At 72.4% G+C, this 25,855-nt stretch carries 21 protein-coding genes and 2 pseudogenes; 8 read left to right on the forward strand and 15 right to left on the reverse strand.

The window, feature by feature from the left end; translation table 11 throughout:
• Nucleotides 1-13 precede the first annotated feature (13 nt).
• Both ACIA5C_RS21865 and ACIA5C_RS21870 read right to left on the reverse strand, forming a co-directional pair.
• Nucleotides 14-1,027: a 1-aminocyclopropane-1-carboxylate deaminase gene (locus ACIA5C_RS21865; protein WP_396057269.1), complete on the reverse strand. Its 1,014-nt coding sequence runs from the start codon at nucleotides 1,025-1,027 to the stop codon at nucleotides 14-16.
• Between the two features lie 7 nt (nucleotides 1,028-1,034).
• Nucleotides 1,035-1,685 carry a GntR family transcriptional regulator gene (locus ACIA5C_RS21870; RefSeq protein ID WP_396057271.1) on the reverse strand — a complete coding sequence of 217 codons (651 nt, stop codon included), beginning with the start codon at nucleotides 1,683-1,685 and terminating at the stop codon, nucleotides 1,035-1,037.
• Nucleotides 1,686-1,897: 212 nt separating this feature from the next.
• Here ACIA5C_RS21870 and ACIA5C_RS21875 point away from each other — a divergent pair, with 212 nt between their 5' ends.
• The 5 genes from ACIA5C_RS21875 (at nucleotide 1,898) to ACIA5C_RS21895 (ending at nucleotide 8,206) form a co-directional block, all read left to right on the forward strand.
• Nucleotides 1,898-2,860, forward strand: a complete 963-nt coding sequence (locus ACIA5C_RS21875; protein ID WP_396057274.1) for a winged helix-turn-helix domain-containing protein — start codon at nucleotides 1,898-1,900, stop codon at nucleotides 2,858-2,860.
• A gap of 204 nt (nucleotides 2,861-3,064) precedes the next feature.
• The gene (locus ACIA5C_RS21880; protein ID WP_396057276.1) at nucleotides 3,065-4,627 is read left to right on the forward strand and encodes a diguanylate cyclase domain-containing protein; all 1,563 of its coding nucleotides are present in this window, start codon (nucleotides 3,065-3,067) and stop codon (nucleotides 4,625-4,627) included.
• Between the two features lie 29 nt (nucleotides 4,628-4,656).
• A complete protein-coding gene (locus ACIA5C_RS21885) occupies nucleotides 4,657-5,883 on the forward strand; it encodes a PP2C family protein-serine/threonine phosphatase (protein ID WP_396057278.1) in 1,227 nt (408 codons plus the stop codon).
• Entirely contained in the window at nucleotides 5,880-6,209 is a 330-nt protein-coding gene (locus ACIA5C_RS21890) for an STAS domain-containing protein (protein ID WP_396057280.1), read from the forward strand. Before ACIA5C_RS21885 ends, ACIA5C_RS21890 begins: the two co-directional genes overlap by 4 nt.
• 32 nt (nucleotides 6,210-6,241) lie before the next feature.
• Entirely contained in the window at nucleotides 6,242-8,206 is a 1,965-nt protein-coding gene (locus ACIA5C_RS21895) for an ABC1 kinase family protein (protein ID WP_396057282.1), read from the forward strand.
• On the opposite strand, the gene ACIA5C_RS21900 is transcribed toward ACIA5C_RS21895, so the two are convergent.
• Nucleotides 8,203-9,777 carry an MFS transporter gene (locus ACIA5C_RS21900; protein WP_396057284.1) on the reverse strand — a complete coding sequence of 525 codons (1,575 nt, stop codon included), beginning with the start codon at nucleotides 9,775-9,777 and terminating at the stop codon, nucleotides 8,203-8,205. The two genes, ACIA5C_RS21895 and ACIA5C_RS21900, sit on opposite strands and share 4 nt — an antisense overlap.
• A 115-nt stretch (nucleotides 9,778-9,892) precedes the next feature.
• Between ACIA5C_RS21900 and ACIA5C_RS21905 the strand changes: the two genes are divergently transcribed.
• Nucleotides 9,893-12,013, forward strand: coding sequence for an acyltransferase family protein (locus tag ACIA5C_RS21905; protein WP_396057286.1), 2,121 nt, complete (start codon nucleotides 9,893-9,895; stop codon nucleotides 12,011-12,013).
• Here ACIA5C_RS21905 and ACIA5C_RS21910 read toward each other — a convergent pair.
• The 9 genes and pseudogenes from ACIA5C_RS21910 to ACIA5C_RS21950 all read right to left on the reverse strand — a co-directional run bounded on the left by ACIA5C_RS21910 (nucleotide 11,982) and on the right by ACIA5C_RS21950 (nucleotide 21,993).
• Nucleotides 11,982-13,070, reverse strand: a complete 1,089-nt coding sequence (locus tag ACIA5C_RS21910; RefSeq protein ID WP_396057288.1) for a glutamate--cysteine ligase — start codon at nucleotides 13,068-13,070, stop codon at nucleotides 11,982-11,984. The two genes, ACIA5C_RS21905 and ACIA5C_RS21910, sit on opposite strands and share 32 nt — an antisense overlap.
• The gene (locus ACIA5C_RS21915) at nucleotides 13,067-14,413 is read right to left on the reverse strand and encodes a M20/M25/M40 family metallo-hydrolase (protein ID WP_396057290.1); all 1,347 of its coding nucleotides are present in this window, start codon (nucleotides 14,411-14,413) and stop codon (nucleotides 13,067-13,069) included. Before ACIA5C_RS21915 ends, ACIA5C_RS21910 begins: the two co-directional genes overlap by 4 nt.
• A gap of 164 nt (nucleotides 14,414-14,577) precedes the next feature.
• Nucleotides 14,578-15,396 (reverse strand): NAD-dependent epimerase/dehydratase family protein, encoded by an 819-nt coding sequence (locus ACIA5C_RS21920; protein WP_396057701.1) that lies wholly within the window; start codon nucleotides 15,394-15,396, stop codon nucleotides 14,578-14,580.
• Nucleotides 15,396-15,782 carry a cupin domain-containing protein gene (locus tag ACIA5C_RS21925; RefSeq protein WP_396057292.1) on the reverse strand — a complete coding sequence of 129 codons (387 nt, stop codon included), beginning with the start codon at nucleotides 15,780-15,782 and terminating at the stop codon, nucleotides 15,396-15,398. Before ACIA5C_RS21925 ends, ACIA5C_RS21920 begins: the two co-directional genes overlap by 1 nt.
• Complete coding sequence (locus tag ACIA5C_RS21930) at nucleotides 15,779-16,951, reverse strand: PLP-dependent aminotransferase family protein (protein WP_396057703.1); 1,173 nt, start codon at nucleotides 16,949-16,951, stop codon at nucleotides 15,779-15,781. Before ACIA5C_RS21930 ends, ACIA5C_RS21925 begins: the two co-directional genes overlap by 4 nt.
• Before the next feature lie 639 nt (nucleotides 16,952-17,590).
• A pseudogene (locus ACIA5C_RS21935) lies at nucleotides 17,591-17,821 on the reverse strand (GntR family transcriptional regulator); the annotation flags it as partial.
• 453 nt (nucleotides 17,822-18,274) lie between these two features.
• A pseudogene (locus tag ACIA5C_RS21940) lies at nucleotides 18,275-19,837 on the reverse strand (cytochrome bc complex cytochrome b subunit); the annotation flags it as partial.
• A 66-nt stretch (nucleotides 19,838-19,903) separates the two neighbouring features.
• Complete coding sequence (locus tag ACIA5C_RS21945; RefSeq protein ID WP_396057294.1) at nucleotides 19,904-21,079, reverse strand: ABC transporter permease; 1,176 nt, start codon at nucleotides 21,077-21,079, stop codon at nucleotides 19,904-19,906.
• Entirely contained in the window at nucleotides 21,076-21,993 is a 918-nt protein-coding gene (locus ACIA5C_RS21950; RefSeq protein WP_396057296.1) for an ABC transporter ATP-binding protein, read from the reverse strand. The genes ACIA5C_RS21945 and ACIA5C_RS21950 overlap by 4 nt, the downstream gene beginning before the upstream one ends.
• 84 nt (nucleotides 21,994-22,077) lie before the next feature.
• Here ACIA5C_RS21950 and ACIA5C_RS21955 point away from each other — a divergent pair, with 84 nt between their 5' ends.
• Both ACIA5C_RS21955 and ACIA5C_RS21960 read left to right on the forward strand, forming a co-directional pair.
• The gene (locus ACIA5C_RS21955) at nucleotides 22,078-22,950 is read left to right on the forward strand and encodes an SPFH domain-containing protein (RefSeq protein ID WP_396057298.1); all 873 of its coding nucleotides are present in this window, start codon (nucleotides 22,078-22,080) and stop codon (nucleotides 22,948-22,950) included.
• 11 nt (nucleotides 22,951-22,961) lie between these two features.
• A complete protein-coding gene (locus tag ACIA5C_RS21960; protein ID WP_396057300.1) occupies nucleotides 22,962-23,168 on the forward strand; it encodes a hypothetical protein in 207 nt (68 codons plus the stop codon).
• Here the strand turns inward: ACIA5C_RS21960 and ACIA5C_RS21965 are convergent.
• The 3 genes from ACIA5C_RS21965 to ACIA5C_RS21975 form a co-directional block, all read right to left on the reverse strand.
• Nucleotides 23,165-23,398, reverse strand: coding sequence for a hypothetical protein (locus ACIA5C_RS21965; protein ID WP_396057302.1), 234 nt, complete (start codon nucleotides 23,396-23,398; stop codon nucleotides 23,165-23,167). The genes ACIA5C_RS21960 and ACIA5C_RS21965 overlap by 4 nt on opposite strands.
• A gap of 83 nt (nucleotides 23,399-23,481) precedes the next feature.
• A complete protein-coding gene (locus ACIA5C_RS21970) occupies nucleotides 23,482-23,739 on the reverse strand; it encodes a type B 50S ribosomal protein L31 (RefSeq protein WP_396057304.1) in 258 nt (85 codons plus the stop codon).
• A gap of 67 nt (nucleotides 23,740-23,806) precedes the next feature.
• Entirely contained in the window at nucleotides 23,807-25,819 is a 2,013-nt protein-coding gene (locus tag ACIA5C_RS21975; RefSeq protein ID WP_396057306.1) for a prolyl oligopeptidase family serine peptidase, read from the reverse strand.
• Nucleotides 25,820-25,855 lie beyond the last annotated feature (36 nt).

Raw genomic sequence — 25,855 nt, forward strand, 5'->3', positions numbered from 1 at the left:
CTGAAACACCCGCTCAGGCCCAGGGGAAGGCGCCCGCGTAGGCGTTCAGGGCCGGCTGCCCGCCCAGGTGGGCGTAGAGCACTGTCGCGTCGGCCGGGATGTCGCGGGTGGTCACCAGGTCGATCAGGCCGGCCATCGACTTGCCCTCGTAGACCGGGTCGATGATCATGCCCTCCAGTGAGCCGGTGAGGCGGATCGCGTCGATCGTGGAGCGGACCGGGATGCCGTAGAGGTCGCCGGCCCAGCCCTCGAGCACCGTGATCTCGTCGTCGTGGAGGTCGCGGGCCAGGCCGATGAGCGAAGCGGTGTGCCGGGCGATGCGGGCGACCTGGGCGCGGGTTTTCTGCAGGGTGGCCGAGGCGTCGATGCCGATGACCCGCCGGGGGCGTTTCTGGCCCGCGAAGCCGGCGATCATGCCGGCGTGGGTGGAGCCGGTCACCGTGCAGACCACGATCGTGTCGAAGAAGACGCCGAGTTGGGCCTCCTGCGCCTCGACCTCGCGGGCCCACTGGGCAAAACCCAGGCCACCCAGGCGGTGTTCGGAGGCGCCGGCCGGGATTCCGTACGGCGTGCCGCCGGCCGCCCGCACCTCGTCGAGAGCTCTCTCCCACGAGTCGCGCAGACCGATGTCGAAGCCGGCCGGGTCGAGGCGTACGTCGGCGCCCATGATCCGGGAGAGCAGGATGTTGCCGACCTTGTCGTTGACCACGTCCGGCCAGTCGACCCACTTCTCCTGCACCAGCCGGGCCTTCAGGCCGAGCTTGGCCGCCACCGCGGCGACCTGGCGGGTGTGGTTGGACTGGTAGCCGCCGATCGACACCAGCGTGTCGGCGCCGCTGGCCAGGATGTCCGGCACGATGTATTCGAGTTTGCGGGTCTTGTTGCCTCCGTAGGCGAGGCCGGAGTTGCAGTCCTCCCGCTTGGCCCAGATCTGGGCGCCGCCGAGGTGGGCCGTCAGCCGGTCGAGCCGGTGCACCGGGCTGGGCCCGAACAGCAGCGGGTAGCGGTCGAAGTCGTCGAGTGACATGGCGTCCTCATTCCAGTACTGGTCGCAGCGTGAGCCAGTTGGCGCGGACGACGGCGGCCGCGCCCTCGGCGTCCCCGGCCCGGGCCAGGTTCACGATCGAACGGTGCTGGGCGACCGAGGACCGCCCGGCGAGCGCGCCGAAGCGGACCCGCTCCATGCGCCGCAGCAGCGGGGTGACGTCGTCGAGGATCGCGGCGGCCATGCGGTTGCCGGCCAGTTCGACGAACACCCGGTGGAACGTGTCGTCGGCGGCGATCGCGGCGTCGACGTCACCGGCCGTCAGCGCGCTTTCGAAGGCTTCGTTCGCCGCCGACATCGCGGCGGCATGTGAGTCCATCAGCAGCGGGACGGCCGCCCGGGCCGCCAGTTCGTGCATGCTTGCCGCCACCGCCTGCGCCTCGACGGCCGCGCGGGCGTCGAGCGGGGCCACGACCGTGCGGCGGCCGGGTTTGATCTGCACCAGGCCGGTCTTCTCGAGGTGGGCCAGCGCCTCGCGGACGGGCGTGCGGCTGACGCCGAGCCAGGCGCACAGCTCGGTGTCGACCAGCTTTTCGCCGGGGGTCAGCGTGCCGTCGACGATCGCGGCGCGCAGCGCGTGGAAGGCGTGCTCCCGGAGCAGCGTGCGGTTCGGGGGTGCGCTGGAAACGGGAACCGGCATGCCGCATACAGTATGCGATATATTGCAGGATGCAAGGCCCCTGATGGCCGGTCAGCCTCGCGGCCGACCGGCCATCCCCCCGTACGTCCGTGCGCGTGCCCGGCCCGCAAGGGCTGTGGGCACACGAACGACGTTAGGGAGCTTCACCGGGCCCCGGAAGAGACTTCGGTTGAGGCCGAATTGCTTGACAGACATCGATAGGCTGTCGTCCTATGTGGCGTCTCGAACTACAGCCACCAGACCTCTTGACGGCCCGCTTCGAGACCCGGCCCGGGCCGATGGACGACATCATGGCGGCCGGCCGGGCGCTACGACGCCGGGGCATTCCCTGGCTCGCCGACTGGCACCGCGCCGTCGTTCCCCGGCTGCCCGCCTCGAGCGGCGTCGTTCTCGCGCTCTCGCCCCCGACCGGGCCGGCGTTCGACTTCGAGGTGCCGCCGGCCCACTCGCTCGACGACGCCATGGAGTGGATCCTGACCCGGCCCCGGTCGGTCCTCGCCACGTACGCCGAAGACTTCGTGGACACCCGGTCGGTGCCGGTCCCGGTCCGGGCGATCGCCGACGGACACGTGGACGCCCTCCAGGAGGTCAGCGCCGGCATGCGGTCGCTGCACGCGGTCGCGATCGAGCCCTACCGGCATCAGATCGACCTGGTGCGCGACGCCGATGTGGCCGCGCGCTCGCAGCAGAGCGCCGCGCGGGGACTGGCCGCCGCGATCAACGACCTGCACCCGTCGCTGCGGCTGCGCGGCATGACGCTCGAGCTGGACCGGCCGTACGACTACACGGCCCGGTCGGGCGGCCGCGGCCTGATCTTCGTCCCGTCGCCGTGGCTGCTCGACGAGGTACGCGTGCAGTGGACCGACGATCAGCCGACGCTGATCGCCTATCCGGCGCTGGTCCCGCTCGTGACCGGCCGGCCGCCGGGCGGCCCGTCCTCGCTGGGGCGGCTGCTGGGCGAGACGCGGGCCCGTCTGATGGCCGCGCTCGCCGGCGACCGGGCCCCCGGCACGATGGCCCTGGCCGCCGAGATCCGGATCAGCCCGGCCACCGCGTCCGAGCATCTCGCGGTGCTGCGGGCCGCCCGCCTGGTCGTCACCGACCGCAGCCGCGGGCTAGCGACCCACCGGCTCACCGCGGCCGGCCGCCAGTTGCTGGCCCTCAACGTGTGGTGAGGGTCGCGCGCCGGCCGGCACCCACCGGGGCCGGTCGCGGTCCGGCGAGGTCGCGCAGCTCCAGGTGCCGGTGCAGCCGGCTGCGGAACCGCTCGATGCCCGGCACCGGGTCGAAACGGCGGGGACGGCCCTCGATGGGGTGAACGGTGCCCCCGCGTACGAAAAAGGCTCAGCCCGACGCTTGGGCGACCGATGCAGTTAGCCATGGCCGATGAACCGAAGCTCGACCCCGCCGGCCGTGAGGCCGTGCTCGCAGCGACCCTGGCGCAGCACCCGGGCACTTTCATCGCGGCGATCGCACCGACCGGGTTGTTCACCGACCTGCCGGAGGAACTCACCCGCACCGGTCACCGGCCGATCGAGGGGCCGCCCTCGGCGCTCGGCCTGGTCATCGCGGACGACCAGCGGACCGTGATCGACGCCTGGCACCGGGCGCTCAACGAGGGCGTCGCCAACTGCCTGGTACATCCGATCGCCGCACCGGAACGGCAGGTGCGGCTGCACATCATCGACCTCACCCACCGTCTCGGGATCTTCGTCGGGCTGCTGACCGGCATGGAGGAGCACGAGGCGACGCTGATCCCGCACCAGGAGGTGCGGCCGCGGCTGGTCGTCGTGCACAAGGACCAGACGGCGGTGATCACCGGCGCCGGGTCCGAGGTCGGGCCGCTTCTGGGGTACGCGCCGGACGAGCTGATCGGCAGGCGCAGCCTCGACCTGGTGCACCCGGACGACCACGAGCGGGCGATCGCCAGCTGGATGGACATGCTCTCGACCCCGGCCGGTGCGGCCCGCCGGGTGCGTCTGCGGCACCTGCACCGCGACGGGCACGCGGTCTGGTTCGAGATCACCAACCACAACCACCTGGCCGACCCGCAGCACCCGGGCGTGGTGGCCGAGATGCTCGACATCTCCGACGAGATGGCGGCCCAGGAGGCGGTGCGTGCGGCCGAGCAGCTGATGCGGCGGCTCACCGAGACGCTGCCGATGGGCATCCTGCAGGTCGGGGCCGACCGCCGGGTCAGCTTCGTCAACGACCGGGCCGCCCGGCTCGCCGGCGCCCGGGTCGGCGACCCGCTCCGGCTCGACGCGATCGCGGCCGCCGTCACCGAGGTGCTCGCCTCCGCCGGCGACGCCGATCTGGAGTACGGCCGGGACGGACGCCGCATCCGCGCCAACCTGCGCGCGCTCACCGACGACACCGGCGCGGTGACCGGCGCGATCATCTGCCTGGCCGACGTGACCGAGGAGGTGCGCCTCCGCGAGGAACTGCGCCACCGCGCCACCTACGACCCGCTGACCGGCTGCTTCAACCGGGCCGCGACGCTGGCCACGCTCGAGGATCCGGCCGACGGCGCCGGCACCGCGGTCGTCTTCTGCGACCTCAACGGTTTCAAGCAGGTCAACGACCGGTACGGCCATGCCGCCGGCGACCGCCTGCTCACCCACGTCGCGGCCCGGCTGCGCCTGGCGATCGGCGGGTCCGGGGTGGTCGGCCGCATCGGCGGCGACGAGTTCCTGGTGATCTGCCGCGACGTGGCCGGACCGGCGCAGGCCCGGCAGATCGGCACCGACCTGCTCGCCGCGCTCTCGGACAGCCCGGTCGAATTCGACGGCCACGTCCTGGTGCCGCAGGTCAGTGTCGGGGTGGCCTGGTCCCGGCCGGGCGGCGCCGGCCCGGACGACCTGGTCGCCCGGGCCGACGCCGCGATGTACGAGGCCAAGAAGACCCGAACCGGACCGCTCGCCCTGGTCCTCGCCAGCTGATCCAGCCGGCGCGGGGCTAGGGTGTCGCCATGGATCATGCGACCGATGTGCGGTGGTTGGAGGTGCTCCGCGAGATTCTGGGCGGAGTTCACCTCTGGCAGCCGGACGACCTGCCGCCGGCGATCGAGGCGGCGGTGTCCCGGGCCGGTCTGCACGCCCGGATCTGGGTCGTGGATTACGAGCAGAAGGCGCTGCACCCGCTCCCGCAGGCGGGTGCCGTCATGCCGGAGCCGCTGCCGGTGGACGGCTCGCTGGCCGGGCGCGTCTTCGGGCGGGTGCGGTCGGCCGAGTCGGACGACGGCGGCGCGACCCGGTGGTGGGTCCCGATGGTCGACGGCACCGACCGCCTCGGTGTGATGGAGTTCGTGGCGACCGGCCCCGCCGCGCCCGACCTCGTGCGCAACTGTGAGCTGATCGCCGGGCTGGTCGGGCACCTCATCGCCACCATCACGAGCCGCGGCGAGCTGCTCGAGCGGAGCCGCCGCACGCGCCCGATGTCGACCGCGTCCGAGTTGCTGTGGCGGGTGCTGCCGCCCCTGACCGCGAGCACCCGGCGGGCGGTGGTCAGCGCGGTCGTCCAGCCCTGCTACGAGGTCGGCGGGGACGGGTTCGATTACTCGTTCGACGGGCCGTTCCTGCACCTGGCGATCCTCGACGGCGCCGGTCGAGGCCTGGAAGCCGGCCTGGCGTGCACGGTGGCGTTGTCGGCGGTGCGGGCCGCCCGGCGGGCCGGTCGGGGGCTGTACGAGCAGGCGCGCGCCGCCGACGCCGCGCTGACCGGGCAGTTCACCGACAGCCGGTTCGCGACCGCGGTGCTGGCCGAACTCCACCTCGACACCGGCCGCGTCCGCTACGTCAACGCCGGCCATCCGGCGCCGCTGGTGCTGCGCGGCGGACGGGTGGCCCGTGAGCTCACGCACGGCCGCCGCATGCCCCTGGGCCTCGACGATCCGCAGCTCGAGGTGGGAGAGGAGATGCTCGAACCGGACGACCGGCTGCTCCTGCACACCGACGGCGTCACCGAGGCGCGTACGGCGGACGGCGACCGCTTCGGGGTGAAGCGCCTGGTCGACCTGGCCGAGCAGAACGCCGCGTTCGGGCTGCCCGCCCCCGAGACGCTCCGGCGGCTGGTCCACGCGGTCCTGGAACACCAGGACGGACCGCCGGCCGACGACGCCACGCTGATGCTCGTACAGTGGTCGGCCGAAGCCGCCTTGAAAACGGTGCCCAAGGTCGCGCAGGAGGGGAACTCATGACCGACGAGCTGCTGTGGGTGAGCGCCGCCCAGGTCGACGACCGGGTCACCCTGCTGACCGCCAGGGGCGAACTCGACCGCGACAGCCTGCACATCCTCGATGCGGCCGCCGACGCCGCACTGACCGCCGGTGCGACCCGGCTCGTGCTCGACCTGGGCACGCTCACCTTTTGCGACTCCAGCGGGCTGCGGCTCTTCGTCGAGCTGCACAAACGCACCGACCTGCGGCTGGCCGACGTGCGGGCGCCCGTCGACACGGTTATCAAGGTCGTCAATCTCCATCGGATACTCGCGCTGCACCCGACGGTCGAGGACGCCATCGGCTGACCCGGAGCCGATATCGTGAGGCGGGGGCTCTCATGGCGCTGGTCAACGGCTTGGTCGTGGTCCTGTTCTGGGTGGTGTCGGTGCTGCTGCTGGCCGGGCTGGCCCGGCGCATCCTGGGCGTGCCGGTCGGCTGGTGGCGGTCCGTCGTGTTCGGACTGGTGCTGGTCGCGGTCAGCCCGCCGATCCTGCAGTTCGTCGGCGACCGCTCGGGCCTGCTGGTCGGCGACCGGCTGACCGGCAGCTCGGCCGCCGCGGTCCTGCTCGTCGTCCTCACGATCGCCTGGACGTTCACCCTCGGGCTGGCCGCGCTGGTCATTCTCGAGGCGATCCTGCCCACCGGCACCGTGCCCGGCCTCGTCACGCTGGTGCGCAACTGGCGCGGGCAGCGGCGGCGCACCCGGCGCTACACGGCGATCGTCGGCATCGCCGTCCGGCACGGGCTGGGCCGTTTCCTGCGGCCGGGCCGGCTGCCCGCCGATCCCGGGCTGGGACAGACGGCGGTCGCGTTGCGCCGGGCGCTCGAGGACGGCGGGGTCGCGTTCGTCAAGCTCGGTCAGACCCTCTCCACCCGCCGCGACCTGCTGCCGCCGGTCCTGATCGACGAGCTGAGCAAGCTGCAGAGCCAGGCCGAACCGGCGCCCTGGCCGCAGATCGAGAAGGCCATTGCCGACGGTCTCGGCCGGCCGATCTCCTCGGTCTTCGCGTCGATCGAGCCGGCCCCGCTGGCCGCCGCGTCGGTCGGCCAGGTGCATTCGGCACGCCTGCTCGACGGTACGGACGTGGTCGTGAAAGTTCAGCGCCCGGCCGCCCGCCACCAGATCGCCGCCGACCTCGACATCATCGTGCGCCTGGGTGCCCGGCTCGACCGTACGACCGGGTGGGGCCGGTCGCTGGGCGTGCGCCGGCTGGCCGAGGGGTTCGCGGCGTCGCTGCGCGAGGAGCTCGACTACACGGTCGAGCTGGAAAACACGCAGGCGGTGGCGGCCGGGCTCCAGTCGTCCGACCGCATCGTCGTGCCGCGCCCCTTTCCCGACCTGTCCTCGCCGACCGTGCTGGTGATGTCCCGTCTGTCGGCGGCCTCGGGCGGTTTCCACGATCTCGCTGCGGACGACCGGCGCCGCCTGGCGACCGACCTGCTCGGCTCGGTGCTGCGGCAGATCGTCGTCACCGGCGTCTTCCACGCCGACCTGCACCCCGGCAACGTGCTGATCGGTCCGGACGGGACGGTCGGCCTCCTCGACTTCGGCGCGGTCGGCCGCCTCGACCGCACCGCCCGCTCGGCGCTCGGCCTCCTGCTGTACGCGATCGAACGCGACGACCCGATCGCCGCCGCCTCGTCCCTGGTCGAGCTGCTGGGCCGTCCCGAGGACCTCGACCAGCGCACCCTGGAACGCGAGGTCGGCGAGCTGATGGTCCGCTACCGCACCGGCGCGGCCGCCGCGGCGGGCGTCTTCACCGCACTGTTCCGCCTGGTCGTCCGGCACCGGTTCGCGGTGCCGGCCCAGGTCGCGGCCGCCTTCCGCGCGATGGGCGCCCTCGAGGGCACCCTGAGCCTGATCAGCCCCGGCTTCGACCTGCTCGCCGCCGCCCAGGCGGCCGGCGGCCGCCTGATGCGCGACGCCTTCGAACCCGCCGCCGTCCGCCACACCCTGGAGGGCCAGCTGGCGAGCCTGCTGCCGATCCTCCAGCGCCTGCCGCAGCGCCTCAACAAGATCGTCGAAGACACCGAGCAGGGCCGGCTGACGATCCAGGTGCGGGCGCTGGCGGACCGCCGCGACCGCCAGTTCATCACCGGCCTGGCCCAGCAGATGATGCTGACCATCCTGGCCGCCGCGGCGGCCGTGGGTGCCATCATCCTGCTGACCAGCGCGGCCGGCCCCCGGCTGACCCCGACGGTCCCGCTGTACGCCTTCCTCGGCTACGTCCTGCTCTTCGTCGCCTTCGTGCTCGGCCTCCGAGTGCTGGTCCGGGTCTTCTTCCGGGCCTCGCTCGATTAGGTGGCCAGCAGGTGGGTGGCCCGGGGTGGGCCGTCGGCGAGGGCCTGGGCACGTTCCTCGGCCGCCTGGTCGCTGCCCGTCAGCCGGCCGCTGTGCTGCCGCCGATGTTCGTCCCAGCTCGGCACCAGGTACGCCTCGACCAGCCGTCCCGGTTCCTCGATGTCGCGGAACAGCCCCCACTGCACGGCACCGGTCCGCAGCCGGCCCAGGCGTACGGCGTCCATCGCCTTGACGAAGGCCTCCTCGCGCTCCGGGCGCACCGGGTAGGAGATGGTGACCAGCACCGGGCCGTCCCGGCTCCCCGGTTCCGACTCGAGATGCGGCTCGGGCCAGTAGACGGCCGGGTCCCGGTTGAGCCCGGCGGTGTCCCGCATCGGCCACCAGCGCAGCGTGACCACCCCGGCCGCCATCAGGGCGGCCGCCGCGAGGTGGGCGGTGGCCAGGCCGGCGACGTCGGAGAGCGCACCCCAGAGCAGCGCACCGGCGGCCTGACCTCCGGCGAAGATCATCTGGTAGACGGCCAGGCCGCGGGCGCGTACCCAGTTCGGCAGGAACAGCTGCATCGCGGCGTTCACGTTGGACAGCACCATCACCCAGGCCAGCCCGGCCGGCAGCAGCGCCACCACGATCGCGGCCTCCGAGCGGGCCAGACCGAGCACGACGAGCACCGCGGCGAACACCATCCCCGCGACCAGGAGCAGCCGGTTCACCGACCAGCGGGCGCGCAGCCGGGGGAGCAGCACGGCGCCGGCGATCGCACCGACGCCGACCGCGCCGAGCAGCACCCCGTAGCCGCCCGAGCCGAGGCCGAGCCGGCGGCTGGCGACCAGGGGGAGTAGCGCCCACAGGGCGCTTCCGGGGACCAGGAAGACCGCGGCGCGCAGCAGGATGCGGCGAACGACCGGCGAATGCCGCACGTATCGGCCGCCGGCCCGCATCGCGGCCGAGAAGCGCTCGGGCGCGTCGGTGAGGCCGTTGTCCGGCGGGTGCCAGCGCCAGACCGCCAGCACGAAGTACGCGAAGGAGACCGTGTTCAGGGCGAACACCACGCCGGCGCCGGTCCGGGCGATCAGCACACCGGCGACCGCCGGACCGACCGCCCGGGCGAGGTTCATGCTGATCGCGCCGAGGGCGGACGCGGACGCCAGCTGGGGCCGGGGCACCAGCTCGGGGATGATCGCCTGCCAGGCCGGGGCGGTCAGCGCCTGCCCGGCGCCGAGCGCGAAGGTCAGCGTCAGCAGGAGCGCCGGCGGCATCCGGCCGGCCAGCGTCAGCACGGTCAGCAGCACGCCGACCGCGACCAGGAAAGTCTGCACGGCGATGAGCAGCCGCCGCCGGTCGAGGGTGTCGGCCAGCGCGCCCGACGGCAGGGCGAGCAGCACGATCGGCAGCGTGCTGGCGGTCTGTACGACCGCGACCAGGGTGTCGGTGCCGGAGTTCTCGACCAGCAACCACTGCGCCCCGACCGTCTGCATCCAGGTGCCGATATTGCTGGCCAGCAGGGCCAGCCAGAGGCTGCGGAAGGCGGCGACGCGCAACGGCGCCCACGCCGACGGTGCGGGGTTTGTCACCGCGCCTGGCTACCCTGTGTCACGTGGAAATAGCGCAACGGTCTGGTTTAAAACCCTGCGACGGTGGTACGCGGGCCCGGCTGACGCGGAAGATCCCCCGGAAAGAGGTAAGGCCGTGAGGCGCCACCATCCCGACCGGACGGTCGAGCTGCCCGTCATCGCCGGCCCCGGCCACGACCCCGACCCCGACCCCGACAGCACAGCCGTGCTGGGCGTCGCGGACCGCGGCCACCTCGGCCCGACGGTCCAGCTTCCCGTGCTGAGACGCGAGGGCCCGGATCGGACCGAGCCGGCGCTGCTCCGGACCGGAGGTGCCTTCGCCTACCAGCCGGCGCTCGACGGGATCCGGGCGCTGGCGGTCGCCGCCGTCGTGCTCTTCCACGCCGGGGTGGCCGGGATCAGCGGCGGCTTCCTCGGGGTGGACGTGTTCTTCGTGCTCTCCGGCTTTCTCATCACGTCGCTGCTGCTGAACGAGCACCGGTCCCGCGGCCGGATCGACCTGCGGCGGTTCTGGCTCCGGCGGGCGCGGCGGCTCCTGCCGGCGCTGCTGGCGGTGCTGCTGGCCACGGTGATCGCCGCACACTTCCGGTGGCAGGGGGACGGCGACGCGCTCCGGCTGCTGCGGACCGACGCGTACGCCGCGCTGGCCTACGTCGCCAACTGGCGGATGATCTTCCGGGGGACGGGCTACGTGGCCGCCACGGCCGCGCCGTCGCCGCTGCAGCACACGTGGTCGCTCGGTATCGAGGAGCAGTTCTATCTGGTGTGGCCGCTGCTCGTGGCGGCCGTGCTGTTGTTGCGCCGGCACGCGCGTACGGTCCTGATCGTGGTGTGCGGCGCCGGCGCCGTCATCTCCCAGCTGTTGTGCGCGTGGTTCTTCCGTCCGGCGGACATCTCGCGGGCCTACTACGGCACCGACACCCGGGCCCAGGCCCTGCTGATCGGCGCCGCCCTGGCCGCCGCCGTCCTCGTCGCCCCGAAAGCCGGCCGCTGGGCCTCTCTCGCCGGGCTCGCCGGCCTGGCCGCGCTCGTCTGGCTCGGGCACGCCGCCTCCGACCAGGCGGCCGGGCTGTATCACGGCGGGCTCACCGCCGCGGCGCTCGCCACCGCACTGCTCATCCTCGCGGTGACGCTCCGGCCGGGCTCGTTCCTCGCCCGTTTCCTCGGTCTGCCGCCGCTGGTGTGGCTCGGCCGGATCTCCTACGGCGTGTACCTCTGGCACTGGCCCCTGTTCACGTTCGTGAACGCCGACGACACCGGGCTCTCGCGCTGGCCGCTGCTCGCGGTGCGGCTCGCCGGAACCCTCGCGGTCGCGGTCGTCAGCTATCACCTGATCGAGCAGCCGATCCGGCACGGCGGCCTGCGGCGCCCCCTCGCACTGACCGCCACCGCGGCGGCCTTCACGGTCATCGGTTTCGCGATCGCGACGGCGACGGCCGTACCGCCGCCGGCTCCGGCCACCGCGGCCGCCCCGGTGATCATCGCGCCGGCTGCGCCGCCGGCCACGCGTCATGCCGTACGGCAACCGGGGCCGATGTATCGGCCCGGCCGACCCAAAAATGCGGGCAACCAGCCGCGGGTGACCTTCTTCGGGGATTCGGTGTCGTGGGTGATCGGTGACTACCTGCCCGACCACCCCGGCATGTGGACCAGCGACCGGGCCATCCAGGGCTGCGGCATCGCGACCCTGCCGGACATCCTCCAGCTGGGAACCCCGCATACCAACTATCCCGGCTGCACGTCGTGGCAGAAGCGCTGGCAGAAGGGCGTGCGGGCGGACAACCCGGACGTGGCGGTCATCGAGCTGAACCGCTGGGAGCTGATGGACCGCAAATACGAAGGGCGCTATCAGCACGTCGGCGACCCGGACTACGACCGGTACCTGTCGAGCCAGCTGGCGAAGGCGATCGGCATCGCCGGCTCACGCGGCGCCGCGGTCGTGCTGCTGACTGCCGCCTACACCCATCGGGCGGAAAAGCCGGACGGCGGACTCTATCCCGAGGACCAGCCGTCCCGGGTGGACGCCTGGAACGCCTTGCTCCGCACCGAGGCGGCGCGCACCGGAGCAACCGTGCTCGACCTCAACCGGGTGGTCTGCCCGCACGGCAAGTTCACCTGGAGCGTCGACGGGCTCCGCATCCGCAGCGACGGCCTGCACTACACGCCCGCCGGTGTGCAGAAGCTCATCGCGCCCTGGCTCCTCCCTAAGCTGGCAGCGATCGCGTATCACGGCTGAGCGCGGCCAGCATGCGGCCGACATCGTGCGTGCGCCCGAGCATCGCTCGCTGCCGGGCCGCGCCGTCGCCGCGCCGGCGCAGACCGGTCAGCCCCTGCAGGACCAGGTCGAGGTCGCCGGCCTCCAGCAGCGCCGGGCTCACCTCGGCGAAGAACTCGCTGACCAGCTCCCAGGCCGGCCGGGTCCGCCCGAGCCGCACGTCGAGCAGGGTGTGGGTGAGGCCGTCGCGGGCGGCCCGCCAATGCGCCGCGGCGAGCACACAGTCGCGCGGGCGCGCGGAGGGCCGCCCGGCGTGCGCGGCGGCGATCGCACTGGTCACCGAGGCCCGGATCAGCGCCGTGGCCAGGATGGCGTCGTCCACATCGGAGCAGACGTCGTTGACCCGGATCTCGATCGCCGGATGACGGTGCGCCAGACGGGCGTACCAGTAGACCATCCGCTCGTCGAAGACCGCGCCCGAAGCGATCAGCTCGGCCACCGTCCTGTCGTAGTCGCCGGCCGACTCGAACCACGGCGCCGGACCCATGGTCGGCCACCGCAGCAGCTGCGCACAGCGCCAGCTGGCATAGCCGGTGTCCCTGCCCTCGAAGAGCGGTGAGTTGCCGGTCAGGGCCCGGACCACCGGCAGCCAGACCTGCAACCGGTTGACCGCCTGCACGCCAACCTCCCGGTCGGGGACGCCGACGTAGACGCGCATGCCGCAGACCGCCGGATCGAGCGCGACCGGGCCGTACCGGTCGGCGATCGCCCGGTGCCGGCCGTCGGCAGCCACACCGGGGTCCTCCTCGCCGACCGGTGTGGCGCCGATCGCGACCAGCCGGGCGCCCGCATCATCGGCGGCCTCCGCGGCGTCCCGCCGCAGGCGCACCAGCTCGCCCCGCAGGCCGGCCAGCTCGCCGCACACCCCGGCGACCATCGTGACGGTGCTGCGGCGCAGTTCGGGGCGGGCGTCCGGCAGCCCGGCGATCACCTTGTCGGCGACCGCGCGGTTGAGCCCGGTGACCGGGTCGACGAGGAGGAACTCCTCCTTCACCCCGACCGTGAGGGCGGCCGTCACTTCTCGGCCAGCCGGCCCCAGAAGCCGGCGAGGGTCGCCGCGCCGGCCAGCAGGACGTCGATGGAGACGCTCTCGTCGCTGTCGTGCCAGCAGTCCTCCGGCAGGCCGGTGCCGAAGAACAGCACCGGAGCGCCGACATGGTGGGCCAGCAGGTCGGCCGGGCCACCGCCGGCGTTTCCCATGCGGTGCACCTTCGGCACGCCGAAGCCCTCCTGCATAGCCTCGGCCAGCAGGGCGGCGGCCGGGAGGTCGTCGGGCGTCCGGTACGGCTCCTGCAGAACCTCCTCAGCGACGGTCAGCTCGTACTCGACGCCCTCCGGCATCGCCTCGGCCACCCACCGGCGCAGCTGCTCGGCCACCTCGGACGCCCGCTGGTCCCCGACCGTCCGGATGCTGATCCCGGCCGTGGCGACCGCCGGGACGGCGCCGCGCGCCGCACCCACCGGGTCACCCGACAGCAGCGACGTCACCTCGGCCGCCGGCCGCGCCCACAACCGCTGCGGCACGGTGTAGCCGTGCTCGCCCACGATGTGGCGGCTGTCCGACCGGGCCAGCCAGTCCCGATCGTCGTAGGGCAGGTCCGCGTAGGCGCCCGGCCGCTCCACCACCCGGTCGTAGAAACCGGGCAGGGTGATCCGCCCGCGCTCGTCGTGCAGGCGGGCCAGCAACTGGCACAGGGCGACCGCCGGGTTGGGCGCGGCACCCGAGACCGCGCCGCTGTGCACGTCCCGCTCCGGGCCCAGAACCCGCAGCTGGGCATTGATCCCCCCACGCAGGCTCAGGCAGAGCGCCGGGTGCTCGGCGTGCCAGAGCAGGGTGTCGGAATAGAGCACGAGGTCGGCCTTGACTTCATGCTCGTCGAGCAGGGCCGCCAGCCCGGGCGAGCCGACCTCCTCCTCGCCCTCCACGAGCACCTTCAGGTTGACGGCCGGCGCCCCCCGCCCCCGCAGGTGCGCCCGCAGGCCCCACAGATGGGCGACGACCTGCCCCTTGGCGTCGGAGGCCCCGCGCCCGTAGAGCCGCCCCCGCCGCAGCGCCGGCTCGAACGGCGACGTCTGATCCCACTGCTCGTCCTTGGCCGCCCGCACATCGTGGTGGCTGTAGATCAGCACGGTCGGTGCCCCGGGCGCCTCGCACCACTCGGCGTAGACGGCCGGCCCACTCGTGGCCGGCCAGATCCCCACGGTCGGGAAGCCGATCTCGCCCAGGCGGGCCGCCAGCCAGTTCGCCGACCGGGCCAGGTCGGGCTCGTGTTCGGCCACCCCGGCGATCGACGGCAGCCGCACCCAGTCGGCCAGCTCGTCGATCAGCGCGGCCCGGTGCTCGTTCAGGTAGTCATGCATCGCTTCCCCCGTCTCGCCGGTGCCGGGCACGGCTACCCGCGACGGCCACGCCTAACCGCCGGTCGGGGCGGAATCGATGGGGCCCTGGCCATGGGAGGTGATCATGGGGATGCTGTGCCGTGCGTGGCGGTCAGATCGAGCCGGAAGCGCTGGTGCCCGGCGGGTCAGAGCGTGCCGAAGCCTTCCCGCCAAGACGGGTACTGCGGTTGCCAGCCCAGGTGCTTGCGGGCGTAGTGATTGCTTGCGCCGCGCGCCGAGCCGCGACGCTCTCCCTCGGCAGCCGCGGGAGCGGGGAGGCCGACCGCCGCGCAGAAGGCCGGCACCCAGGAAGCGGCCGCGGCCGGCTCGTCGTCGCAGATGTTGACGGCCCCGGACGGCCAGGACAGGGCGGCGGCCGCCGCGGCCGCGGCGTCCTGCACGTGGAGGAGGCTGCTCACGTCGGCGTCGGCCGCGAGTCGGCCCGCCGCCGCCATCTGGGCCATCGCGCCGTCGCGGGCATACCAGGTGGTCGGGCCGTAGAGGGTGCCGTAGCGCAGGACGACCCACTCCGGCGCCTCGCGGACCGCCTCTTCGAGCGCGGCCACCCCGGCCACGCTCGTGTGCCGGGGCTCCTCGGCGTCGAGGTCCAGCGGCGTCTGCTCGGTCGCCGGTTCCGCTCCCGGCCCGTACGCCCAGGAGATGCTCTGCGCGATGATCCGGCGTACGCCCGAAGCAAGCGCCGCATCGACCAGATTGCGCGTCCCCTCGCGGCGCAGCCGCGAGTTGGCGGCGAGATCGCGGGCGCTGAGGCTGGTCAGCTGGTGCATGATCACGTCCGGCCGGGCCTCCCGGACCGCGGCGGTCACCGCGTCCCGATCGAGTACGTCGACGCTGAAGGGCGCACCGGTCCGGGCCAGGCCGATCACCTCGTGACCCGAATCGGTCAGCAGCGGTGCGAGGCGACGGCCGATCACGCCGGTCGAGCCGGCCAGCAGGATGCGCATCACCGCCACCGCCGATCTTTGCGTTCCGCCAGCTCGTCGGCGCTGAGGAGGGTGAGCATCTCCTGCCCGGGCGCGCACACCATGACGACCACGAACTTGCCGGCGCGGTCGGCCAGGTTGTTGGCCGCCTGGTAGTGGATGACGTCGCCGCCGGGCTCCCAGAACGCCTCGCCGGCCTTGATCACGCGGGGCGCCTCGCCCTCCAGCTCGAAGAGCATCTCGCCCTCGAGCATGTAGCCGAACACCGGCCCGGAATGCCGATGCGGGGGCGAGCCCGGATCACCCGGCGGCAGCTCGATCGTCGCGGTCATGACGTGCGATCCCGCCGGCAACGAGGGCGGGTTGGCCGTGCCCAGAAGCACGATCTCGTTGTTCCCGATCTTCATAGCCCGACCGTAACGCCGTCCGGCCCACGATTTTGGACCAGTTCGGCGGCGCTTTGCTGTACCAGTTGAGTGAGCAGACTGAGTGCTGCCGGCCACGAATGCGCTGGTGGCGCCGCGTATCCGAGGATCAGCGCGGCCGACTGCCCCTCCGGCTCATGCCAGTAGCCGTTGCCGTGCAACCCGGTCAGCGCCAGCCCACGCCGCCGCCCCTCGGCGATCAACCGTTGCTCACCGGTTGCCGACGCGAGCGGCAGCAGCGCATGCATCCCGGCAGCAATACCCCGCAGCGGCACACCGATCGACGACGCCAGCTGCCGGCGCCGCCGCCGATAGACCAGCCGCATCCGCCGAATATGCCGGTCATAGTCCCCGCGCAAGATCAGGTCAGCCATCGCGAGCTGATCTAAAACCGACACAGCCGCCCCGGCGTCAAAGATCTCCGCGGCGAGATCCCGGCGCAACGGCGCCGGCACGATCATCCACCCCAGACGTACGCCCGGAGCCAGCGATTTGCTCGTGCTCCCGGCGTAGACGATGCGCTCCGGGTCGAGCGCCTGCATCGCCCCGACCGGCCGCTGGTCATAGCGGAACTCCCCGTCGTAGTCGTCCTCGACGAGGTAGGCGTTGTTCCGCCGGGCCCAGTCGATGAACCGGTACCGGCTGCGCGGCGCCAGCACGACCCCGGTCGGATGCTGGTGCGCCGGCGTCAGCAGAGCGGCCTGCCCGACCGCGTCCCCCGGCTCGGCACCGGACGGCCCGACCGCAAGCGGCACGACGGTCAGTTCCGCCGCCCGCAGCACGTCCCGATGACGCACCAGCCCCGGGTTCTCGGTCGCGATCGTCCGGGCCCCGCGCCGGTGCAGCGCCCGCCCGAGCAGCGACAGCCCCGACGTGAACCCGGCGGTGATCACCACGGCCTCCGGCTCCGCGCGCACCCCACGCGTACGCGCAAGATATCCCGCGACGGCCTCCCGCAGCACCGGCAGCCCGGCCGGCTCGGCGTAGTCGAGCGCACTGTTCGGCGCCGTAGCGAGGGCACGGCGCAGGGCGGCGGCCCACAGCGTCCGGGGAAACGAACTCAGATCAGGAACCCCCGGCCGCAACTCGATCACCGCCCCGGCCGGATCGTTCGTCCCCGCCCTGCTCCGCGCCCCGGAGCGTCGCGGCACTTCCGTCTTCTCGGCGCCTCGCCCCAATTGGGTGTGCGGTGCCCCGGCGCCTTGCGGCCCGGCAACGTTCGGCTCTTCCGGGCGTGGCTGTCCGAGGCCGTGCGGCACCTCCCCGGCTTGCGCGCCCAGGCCGGGGAGTGGTTGCGCGCTTTGCCGTCCGGACCCGGGCGGCGCTTTCGCGGCCGCCCGCCTCGGGCCGGGCGGGCTGGCCGCGCCCTCTACTCCGGTCCGGCCGGTGGCGCGACCGTTCGAGGGTTGCTGCTCCGAACCGTGCCGCGCGACCGGGCCCGCTCGCCCAGGTTGGGCGGGGCCGTTTGCCCCCGACGGTGAGGCCTGTGGAGTGTCCGCCCGCGGCCGTCCGTGGCCGGCCGATGTGGCGGTGTTTTCTCCTCCGGGCCGGACAGCCGCGTCCGGTTGTCCGGGTCCAGGCGGTGTGGCCGTGTTTGGGTGTTCGGGCCGGGTGTCCGCGCGCGGTTGGCCGACGCCGGGTGGTAGCTCTGCGTTCTGTCTTGTGGTCCGGCTCGTGCCTAGGGGGCCTACGGGTTGCAGGCTAGGGTGATCGGGCATCGGCGCGATTCGTCGGCTGGCGTGCGTTTCCTGCTGCGCCGCGCTGTGCGGGATCTCGGCCACCCGGGTGGCCGAGCCCGGGGTGGAGATCAGCCAGCCCTCGGCGATCAGCTGGGCATAGGCCTGCACCACCGTGCCGCGGGCCAGGCCGAGATCACCGGCCAGGCTGCGGCTCCCCGGCAGGCGCGAACCCGCGGGAAGCCTCCCGGTGCGGATGCTCTCCCGGAGGGCGCCCTCCAGCGTGCGGCCCGGAAACCCGGCCGACCGGTCGAACTCCAGATGCAAGTCGAGTGACTCCACCACCGTCCAACAATCTCATTCCCGCCCGGCGATCTGCCCTCGCCCGTCCGAACCGCCACCGCCACCGCCACTGCCACTGCCACTGCCACTGCCACCGCCACTGCCACTGCCACTGCCACCGCCACCGCCACTGCCACCGCCACTGCCACTGCCACCGCCACCGTGCCCGTCCGAGCCCGGACCGCGCCCGTCGGAACCGGCGTCGCGTCCGTCCGAGCGGGTGCCGCGTCCGTCCGAGCCTGCACCGTGCCCGCCTGAGCCCGCACCGCGCCCGCCCGATCCGGCGTCGCGTCCGTCCGAGACGGCGCTGTGCTCGGTCGACCTGTCGCTCGGCCGAGCCAGCACCGCGACCGATGTGCCCAGCTCGCTCAGCCCGCCGGCGGCCGTCGCAGACCCGGGGGCCGGCGCAGCACCCTCCTGGGCCGGCGCAGCACCCTCCTGGGCCGGCGCAGCACCCTCCTGGGCCGGCGCACCTGCCAGCGGCAGCACGCGCCCCGGTGCAGGCCCCACCGGCTGCTCGATCGGGACGAAGAAGCCCTTGATTGCCGGGCCGAGGGCGCCGATGCGGTTCATCTTCTTCGGGACGGTCCAGCCCGCGTACGGCAAGGGCTCGGCCCCGTTGAGGGGCTGGTGCACCTCGGCGAAGCCGCCCGTCGGCAGGCGGCGGATGATGCCGGTCTCGATGCCGTGGGTCAGTACCTCGCGGTCGTGCTGCTGCAGGCCGAGGCAGAGGCGGACGGTGAGCCAGTAGGCGAGGGGCGGCCCGATCAGCAGGCCGATGCGGCCGGCCCAGGTCATCGCGTTGAGGCTGAGGTGGAACTTGTCGGCGATGACGTCGTTGCCGCCGGAGACCGTGGCGATCAGGAAGAACGTGAACGCCATGACCCCGAGCCCGGTGCGCTGCGGGGCGTCTCGTGGTCGTTGCAGGAGGTTGTGCCGGGCGTAGTCGCGTTTCCAGCGTCGCTCGATGAACGGGTAGGCGCCGGCCGCGGTCATCATCGCCGCGAGGGCCATCACGCCCGGCCAGAAGATCGGCGGTATCGAGTAGCCGTCGCCGATCGGGATCGTGATCTGCCAGGCCGGCATGAGGCGGACCAGGCCGTCGAGGAACATCACGTACCAGTCGGGTTGCGAGGCCGAGGAGACCTCGGACGCGTGGTAGGGGCCGAAGAGCCAGATCGGGTTGATCTGGAACAGGCCGCCCATGAAGGCAACCACGCTGAACACGGTCATGAACAGGCCGGCCTGTTTGAAGACGTAGCGGGGGAAGAACCGCTCGCCGATCACGTTGCGTTCGGTGCGGCCCGGGCCCGGCCACTGGGTGTGTTTCTGGGTGAAGACCAGGCCGACGTGCACGACGATCAGCGCGAGCAGGAGCGCGGGCACCAGCAGGACGTGCAGGATGAAGAACCGGCCGATGATGAGGTGGCCGGGGAACTCGCCGCCGAACAGGGCGGCCGACGTCCACGTGCCGATCACCGGGATCGACAGGATGATGCCGGAGGCGATGCGCAGGCCGGTGCCGGAGAGGCCGTCGTCGGGCAGTGAGTAGCCGGTGAAGCCCTCGAGGAAGCCGAGCAGGAACAGGATCACGCCGATGATCCAGTTGGCCTCGCGTGGTTTGCGGAAGGCGCCGGTGAAGAACGTGCGTGCCATGTGCACGACGATCGACGCCATGAACAGCAGCGCGGCCCAGTGGTGCATCTGCCGGACGAACAGGCCACCGCGCACTTCGAACGAGATCTGGAGCGCCGAGTCGTACGCCCGGGAGACCGGGATCCCGCGGAGCGCGGGATAGGCACCGTCGTAGGTGACCTCTTTCATCGACGGGTCGAAGAAGAGCGTCAGGAAGACTCCGGTGACCAGCAGGACGATGAACGAGAACAGCGCCAGCTCACCGAGCAGGAACGACCAGTGGTCGGGGAAGACCTTGTTGAGGATCGCCCGCAGCGGCGTCGCGACCTGATATCGCTCGTCGACACCGGCCGCCAGGCGGCGCGCTTTCTTTCGGGGCTCCATGTGCACAGGACACCCGGGCGGCCGCGGATGTGACAGCGGCCGCCCGGGTGTTGCGCAGGTCACAGATCAGCGGACCCGCCAGGCGTCCCGCAGCTTGACCCGGGCGCCGCTGCGCAGCACGGCGTTGCGGTAGATGCGGGCCGAGAGCCACAGCAGCAGCGGGATGATCACCACCATTCCGGCCACCGAGACGGCCGCCTGCCAGGCCGGTACGACGCCCAGCGCCAGCCGTATCGGCATCAGCGTCGGCGCGAACACCGGGATCAGCGACAGCGCCGCCACCAGCCCCGAATCCGGCTGCGAGGGCAGGATCGAGATGCCGATGACGTATCCGACGATCAGCAGCATCATCACCGGGGTGACCGCCGACGCGACCTCCTCCTGCCGGGAGACCAGCGACGCGACCGCCGCGAAGGCGAACGCGTAGGCGGTGTAGCCGAGCAGGAACCACACGACGAGCCAGACGATGGTGCCGACCGCCGAGCCCAGGTGGAGGTGCAGCGTGCCCGTCGCGGTGCCGGCCGCGACCCCGGACGCCGCGATGATGGCGACCTGGATCAGTCCGACCGTGCCGAGGCCGATCACCTTGCCGATCATCAACTGCCACGGCCGTACGGTGGCGAGCAGGATCTCGACCACCCGGCTCGTCTTCTCCTCGACCACGCCCTGTGCGACCGCCTGCCCGTTCAGCAGGAGAGCCATGTAGATCAGGACGCTGGTCAGAATGCCGATCAGCAGTTGCTGCCCGTTGGCCTTCTTGGGCGGTTCGAGCGCCGAGACCGCCACGCTCGCGGTGCCGACGGCGGCCGCGACCTTGGCCGGGTCGCCGCCGAGCGAGGTGACCTGCTGGTCGAGGGCGGTGCGCTGGGCGACCAGCTGGAGCAGGGACTGCAGGCCGGCGTCGAGTTTGCTTTTGACCACCACTTGAACCGGGCTGCTGCTGTTGGTCAGCAGCGCGTCGAGTTTGCCGTCGCGCACCTGCTGCCGTCCGGCCGCCTCGTCGACGGTGTGGACGCGTACGTTGAATTGGATCGACGAGGCGGAACCGGTGACCACGTTCGCCAGCGGCGCCGCGGCGGGGGTGATGCCGACGTCCTGATAGTCCGGGCCGTTGCCGGTGAGCTTCGAGATCAGGGCGATGGCGACCAGGATGACGACGCTCAGGACGGTCGCGATGCGGAAGACCTTGGAGCGCAGCCGCGTGGCGATCTCGCGGCCGGCGATCAGTCGGATGACGTTCACGAGACCTCCGCGGCGTCGGCGCCCACGAGGTGGCGGAACAGGTCGGTCAGGGACGGGCGTACGTGGGCGAACTCGTGCACCGGCCCGGTCGCGAGCGCGGCCTGCAGCACGACCTGGTCGTCGGCCCCATCGGCGAGAGCCAGCCGGGTCGCATCCCCGGAAACATCAAGAACGGTGACTGACGGAAGGGAGGAGGCCCACCCGGGTGGGGCGCCCGGAGCGCGTACGACCAGCTCGTCCCGCCCGCCGGCCCGCAGCTCGTCGACCGTGCCCGCGGCGACTATGCGCCCCTGCCGCACGATGCCGACCCGGTCGCAGAGCCGCTCGACCAGGTCGAGCTGGTGGCTCGAGAACATCACCGGTACGCCGGCGCCGGCCCGCTCCCGCAGCACCGCGCTCATCACGTCGACCGCGACCGGGTCGAGTCCGGAGAAAGGCTCGTCGAGCACCAGGATCTCGGGGTCGTGCACCAGCGCGGCGCCGAGCTGGACCCGCTGCTGGTTGCCGAGCGACAGCTTGATCACGTCGTCGGTGCGCCGGTCCGCGACGCCGAGCCGCTCGGTCCACGCGTCGGACGCTTTTCGCGCCTCGGCCGGGGAAAGGCCGTGCAGCTGGGCCAGGTAGGCCAGCTGCTCGCCGACCCGCATGCGGGGGTAGAGCCCGCGTTCCTCCGGCATGTAGCCGATGCGGCGGCGGGTGTCGAGGTTGAGCGACGAGCCGTCCCACCGCACCGAGCCGGCGTCGGCCTCGAGCACGCCGAGCACGATCCGCATCGCGGTGGTCTTGCCGGCGCCGTTGCTGCCGACCAGGCCGAAGATCTCACCGGCGCGGACCTCGAAGGTGATGTCGTCGAGGGCGACGGTTTCGCCGTACCGCTTGCTGACCTGATCTATCTCCAACTGCCGACCTGTCATGTGGCTGTCCTCCCCGTTCCGCTCTGTTCATAATGTGATATCACTATGCTAGATGCGGGGCAAGCCCGCCGAAGGGAGTGCAGGATGATCACCGAGACCACGTACAGCGAACGCCGCACCGACGGGGCGGCCGGCGTCCCGATCCTGCTCGGAGCCATCGTCGCGATCATCGTCGGCATAGTGCTCATCATCATTGCGAACCCGGTCACTGTCGCGCTCAGCATTCTGCTGCTGATCGGGGCCGTTCTGGGGTTACGCGGCCTGACCCAGGTCGCCCCGGGCCAGGCGCGGGTCGTCCAGCTGCTCGGCCGCTACACGGGCAGCATCCGGCGGACCGGGCTCCGGTTCGTCAACCCGTTCACCACCCGGCGGCCGGTCTCGACCCGGATCCGCAACCACCAGACCGAGGTCACCAAGGTCAACGACGCCGACGGCAACCCGATCGAGATCGCCGCGGTCGTGGTCTGGCAGGTCAGCGACACCGCCAAGGCGGTCTTCGAGGTCGACTCGTTCGAAGACTTCGTGGCGATCCAGGCCGAGACCGCGGTGCGGCACATCGCGAACTCCTACCCGTACGACGCCCACGAGGACAGCCAGGTCTCGCTGCGCGACAGCACCGACGAGATCACCCAGAAGCTCGCGGTGGAGATCGGCGTCCGGGTCGCGCCGGCCGGCGTCTCGATCGTCGAGGCGCGCCTCTCCCACCTGGCCTACGCGCCCGAGATCGCCCAGGCGATGCTCCGCCGCCAGCAGGCCAACGCCGTGGTGGCCGCCCGCAAACGCATCGTCGAGGGCGCGGTCGGCATGGTCGACCTGGCGCTGACCCGGCTCTCCGAGGAGTCCATCGTGGACCTCGACGAGGAGCGCAAGGCGGCCATGGTCTCCAACCTGCTCGTCGTGCTCTGCGCCGACCGCGACACTCAGCCGGTCGTCAACACCGGCACCCTCTACCACTGACGAGAAACTTCATGGCAGAGCGTAAAAGCATTTTGCTGCGCCTCGACCCGGCGGTGCACGACGCGCTGGCCCGGTGGGCGGCCGACGAACTGCGGAGCACCAACGCGCAGATCGAATATCTGCTGCGCAAGGCGCTGCAGTCGGAGGGCCGGCTGCCGACCGAGGCCAAGAAGATGCGCCGCCCCGGCCGCCCGCGCAACGAGGAGGCGGAAGGCTAGCGGTGGGCGCGGCGGTCGTGCTCGGGGTCGGGGTCGGGGTGGACGCGGTTGCGGCGGGCCATCGTCAGCCCGAAGAGCGCGATCGCCCCGTACACCACAAGCTGCGCCAGGAAGCCACCCGGAAGGTGCCGCAGGGCACCCGGATCGTGGCTGATCACCAACCGGATCACACCCTGCGCACCGATCGCCAGCAGTATCAGGCCCAGAATCGCCAGCGCGAGCTGTCGCATGCCCCATCGCCCCTTCCGGCCCCGGACGAGCGTAGGCCGCGCGGTGGAACCGCGCGGCCTGTTTGCTCGGATGGGACTGTCGGTCAGCGCGAGGCGCGAGCCCGGGCGTACTTGGCGCGGAACTTCTCGACGCGTCCCTCGGTGTCGACCAGGCGGGTGCGCCCGGTCCAGAACGGGTGGCTGCCGGCCGAGATCTGGACGTCGACGACCGGGTACGTGTTGCCGTCCTCCCACTCGACCGTCTTGTCGCTCGTGGCGGTCGACCGCGTCAGGAACTGGTAGTCCGCGCTCCGGTCACGGAACACGACGTAGCCGTACGCCGGGTGAATGTTGTTCTTCACGGTGACCCCCTACTGGAAACGACTTTCATTCCGGATAACCGTGCCGGGGGTCGCCGCATTCCCCTTCTCAGCCCAGCAGATGTGGGCGCTGCCACTCCTCTCCACGCACGTGGTGGGCCAGGAACGCGAGCACCGTCTCGTACCAGATCTTGGCGTTGCCCGGCTTGAGGATCCAGTGGTTCTCGTCCGGGAAGTAGAGGAACTTGTGCGGGCTCGACCCGTCGTCCGCCTTCGACCGCGACTGCAGGTCCCACCACAGCCGCAGCGCCTCGCCGATCGGCACCCGGTAGTCCTTGTCGCCGTGGATGACCAGCATCGGCGTCGTGATGGCGTCGGCCGACCGCTGCGGCGAGTTGTCTTCCAGCCGCTGCGCGGTCAGCTCGCGCGACCAGTAGTCCGGCACGTCGGTGGTGACCAGGAACTGGTCGAGCGCCCACAGCGACGCATGCGTCACGATCGCCTGGAACCGGTCGGTGTGACCGGCGATCCAGTTCGACATGTACCCGCCGAACGAGCCGCCCATCGCCGCGGTCCGCTCCGCGTCGATGTCGGGCCGCCGCACGGCCGCGTCGGTGATCGTCATCAGGTCGGTGTAGGGCGCGCCGCCCCAGTCGCCCCAGCCCCGCATCACGAACTCGCGGCCGTAACCGGTCGACAGCGCCGGGTCGGGCAGCAGGACGGCATAGCCGTGCGCCACCGCGACCCACGGGTTCCAGCGCCACGACCACGACTGCCACGACATCAGCGGCCCACCGTGAATCCACAGCAGGAGCGGTGCCGGCCCGTCGGCCTCCGCCGGCAACGCCAGCCAGGCGCGGATCACGCTTCCGTCGGCGGCTTCCGCCGAGATCTCCTCCAGCTTTCCGGGTACGGGCGGCGAGCTCACCGGCCCACGAAGCTGATCGGCTTCCCGGCTGCCGTCGACGGCCACCCGGACCGGTACCGGCGGGCTGTCGACCGCCGCACGCAGCGCGTAGACCCACTGCCCGTCCGGCGACACCCACACGTCGGTGTACGCACCATCGTCGCCGGTCAGCCTCGACGCCTCACCGGTCGCGACGTCGACGCGCCAGAGCGGTGTCCGCCCCCGCTCGTTCGCCGGCACGATCAGTGCCGCCCCGTCCGGCGTCCACCGGCCGCTCCCGTCCGGCCAGCGGTCCCAGTCGGCCGCCGGCTCGCGGATCGCGCCGCCGCCGACCGGCACCAGGGCCAGCCGGTTGTCGCCCGGATCGCCGGCCGTGGACCGCCGGGAGGCGACGAACGCGACCTGGGTGCCGTCGGGCGAGATCTGCGGCGACCCGTAGTCGTACGCCGGGTCCTCGGCCAGCGTGCGCCGCTCACCGGTCGCCACGTCGATCGCCACCAGCGCGGTGCGCGACGACCCGGCCCGCTCGGGAATCCGCCAGCTCGCGACCACCGTCCGCCCGTCCGGCGACACGTCGAAGTCCGGTTCGACGCCGAGCGCCCCGCCGACCGGGCCGGTGAGGTCCCGCAACTCAAGCTCGTCGTCGTCGGCGCCGAGCCGCCCGCCGAGCAGCCGGGCCCGGGCCGGCCCGAGGTCGTGGTCCCAGTAGCGCACCGGGCCGCCCTCGTGCAGCATCGCCGAGACGCCGGCCTCCTTGCGCTCCTTGCGCAACTCCTTGTCGGCGTCGGCGTCCGCGGCCGCGGGCAGCAGCCCCGACGAGGCCACCAGGGTGCCGTCCCGCCCGACGACCACCCCGCCGAACCCGCCCGCCGGCGCCGCGATCACCCGCGAGTCGCCCCCGCCGACCGGCTGAAGCCAGAGCGCGGCCGGCGAGTCGTCGTCCTCGTCGCCTTCCGGTCCCGGCCGCGACGACAGGAACAGCAGGTCACCGCCGGGCGTGAAGGCGGCCGCCGCCTCACCCTTGCTGCTCCGGGTCAGCCGGCGCGCGGGCCGTTTCCCGCCCGGGTCGACCTCCCACAGCGCTGTCCGATATCGCGTGTTCTTTCCGTCGGGCGTCGCCACGCCGACGACGAGCCGCCGCCCGTCCGGTGACATCCACAGTCCGCCCACCCGGGGCAGCCGCACGTACGCATCGAGATCGAAGAAGGCGCTCACCGAGCCTTTCTACCACCGCCCGCACGGCCCAACTTC

Origin of the sequence: Actinoplanes sp. NPDC051343, assembly GCF_044455125.1 — a bacterium.
In the GTDB taxonomy this organism is placed as follows: Bacteria; Actinomycetota; Actinomycetes; order Mycobacteriales; family Micromonosporaceae; genus Actinoplanes.

What these genes read in the sequence shown, in the direction of transcription:
- ACIA5C_RS21865 (WP_396057269.1), bottom strand. Translation starts at nt 1,027, where the DNA reads ATGTCACTCGACGACTTCGACCGCTACCCGCTGCTGTTCGGGCCCAGC.
- ACIA5C_RS21870 (WP_396057271.1), bottom strand. Translation starts at nt 1,685, where the DNA reads ATGCCGGTTCCCGTTTCCAGCGCACCCCCGAACCGCACGCTGCTCCGG.
- ACIA5C_RS21875 (WP_396057274.1), top strand. Translation starts at nt 1,898, where the DNA reads ATGTGGCGTCTCGAACTACAGCCACCAGACCTCTTGACGGCCCGCTTC.
- ACIA5C_RS21880 (WP_396057276.1), top strand. Translation starts at nt 3,065, where the DNA reads ATGGCCGATGAACCGAAGCTCGACCCCGCCGGCCGTGAGGCCGTGCTC.
- ACIA5C_RS21885 (WP_396057278.1), top strand. Translation starts at nt 4,657, where the DNA reads ATGGATCATGCGACCGATGTGCGGTGGTTGGAGGTGCTCCGCGAGATT.
- ACIA5C_RS21890 (WP_396057280.1), top strand. Translation starts at nt 5,880, where the DNA reads ATGACCGACGAGCTGCTGTGGGTGAGCGCCGCCCAGGTCGACGACCGG.
- ACIA5C_RS21895 (WP_396057282.1), top strand. Translation starts at nt 6,242, where the DNA reads ATGGCGCTGGTCAACGGCTTGGTCGTGGTCCTGTTCTGGGTGGTGTCG.
- ACIA5C_RS21915 (WP_396057290.1), bottom strand. Translation starts at nt 14,413, where the DNA reads ATGCATGACTACCTGAACGAGCACCGGGCCGCGCTGATCGACGAGCTG.
- ACIA5C_RS21920 (WP_396057701.1), bottom strand. Translation starts at nt 15,396, where the DNA reads ATGCGCATCCTGCTGGCCGGCTCGACCGGCGTGATCGGCCGTCGCCTC.
- ACIA5C_RS21925 (WP_396057292.1), bottom strand. Translation starts at nt 15,782, where the DNA reads ATGAAGATCGGGAACAACGAGATCGTGCTTCTGGGCACGGCCAACCCG.
- ACIA5C_RS21950 (WP_396057296.1), bottom strand. Translation starts at nt 21,993, where the DNA reads ATGACAGGTCGGCAGTTGGAGATAGATCAGGTCAGCAAGCGGTACGGC.
- ACIA5C_RS21955 (WP_396057298.1), top strand. Translation starts at nt 22,078, where the DNA reads ATGATCACCGAGACCACGTACAGCGAACGCCGCACCGACGGGGCGGCC.
- ACIA5C_RS21960 (WP_396057300.1), top strand. Translation starts at nt 22,962, where the DNA reads ATGGCAGAGCGTAAAAGCATTTTGCTGCGCCTCGACCCGGCGGTGCAC.
- ACIA5C_RS21965 (WP_396057302.1), bottom strand. Translation starts at nt 23,398, where the DNA reads ATGCGACAGCTCGCGCTGGCGATTCTGGGCCTGATACTGCTGGCGATC.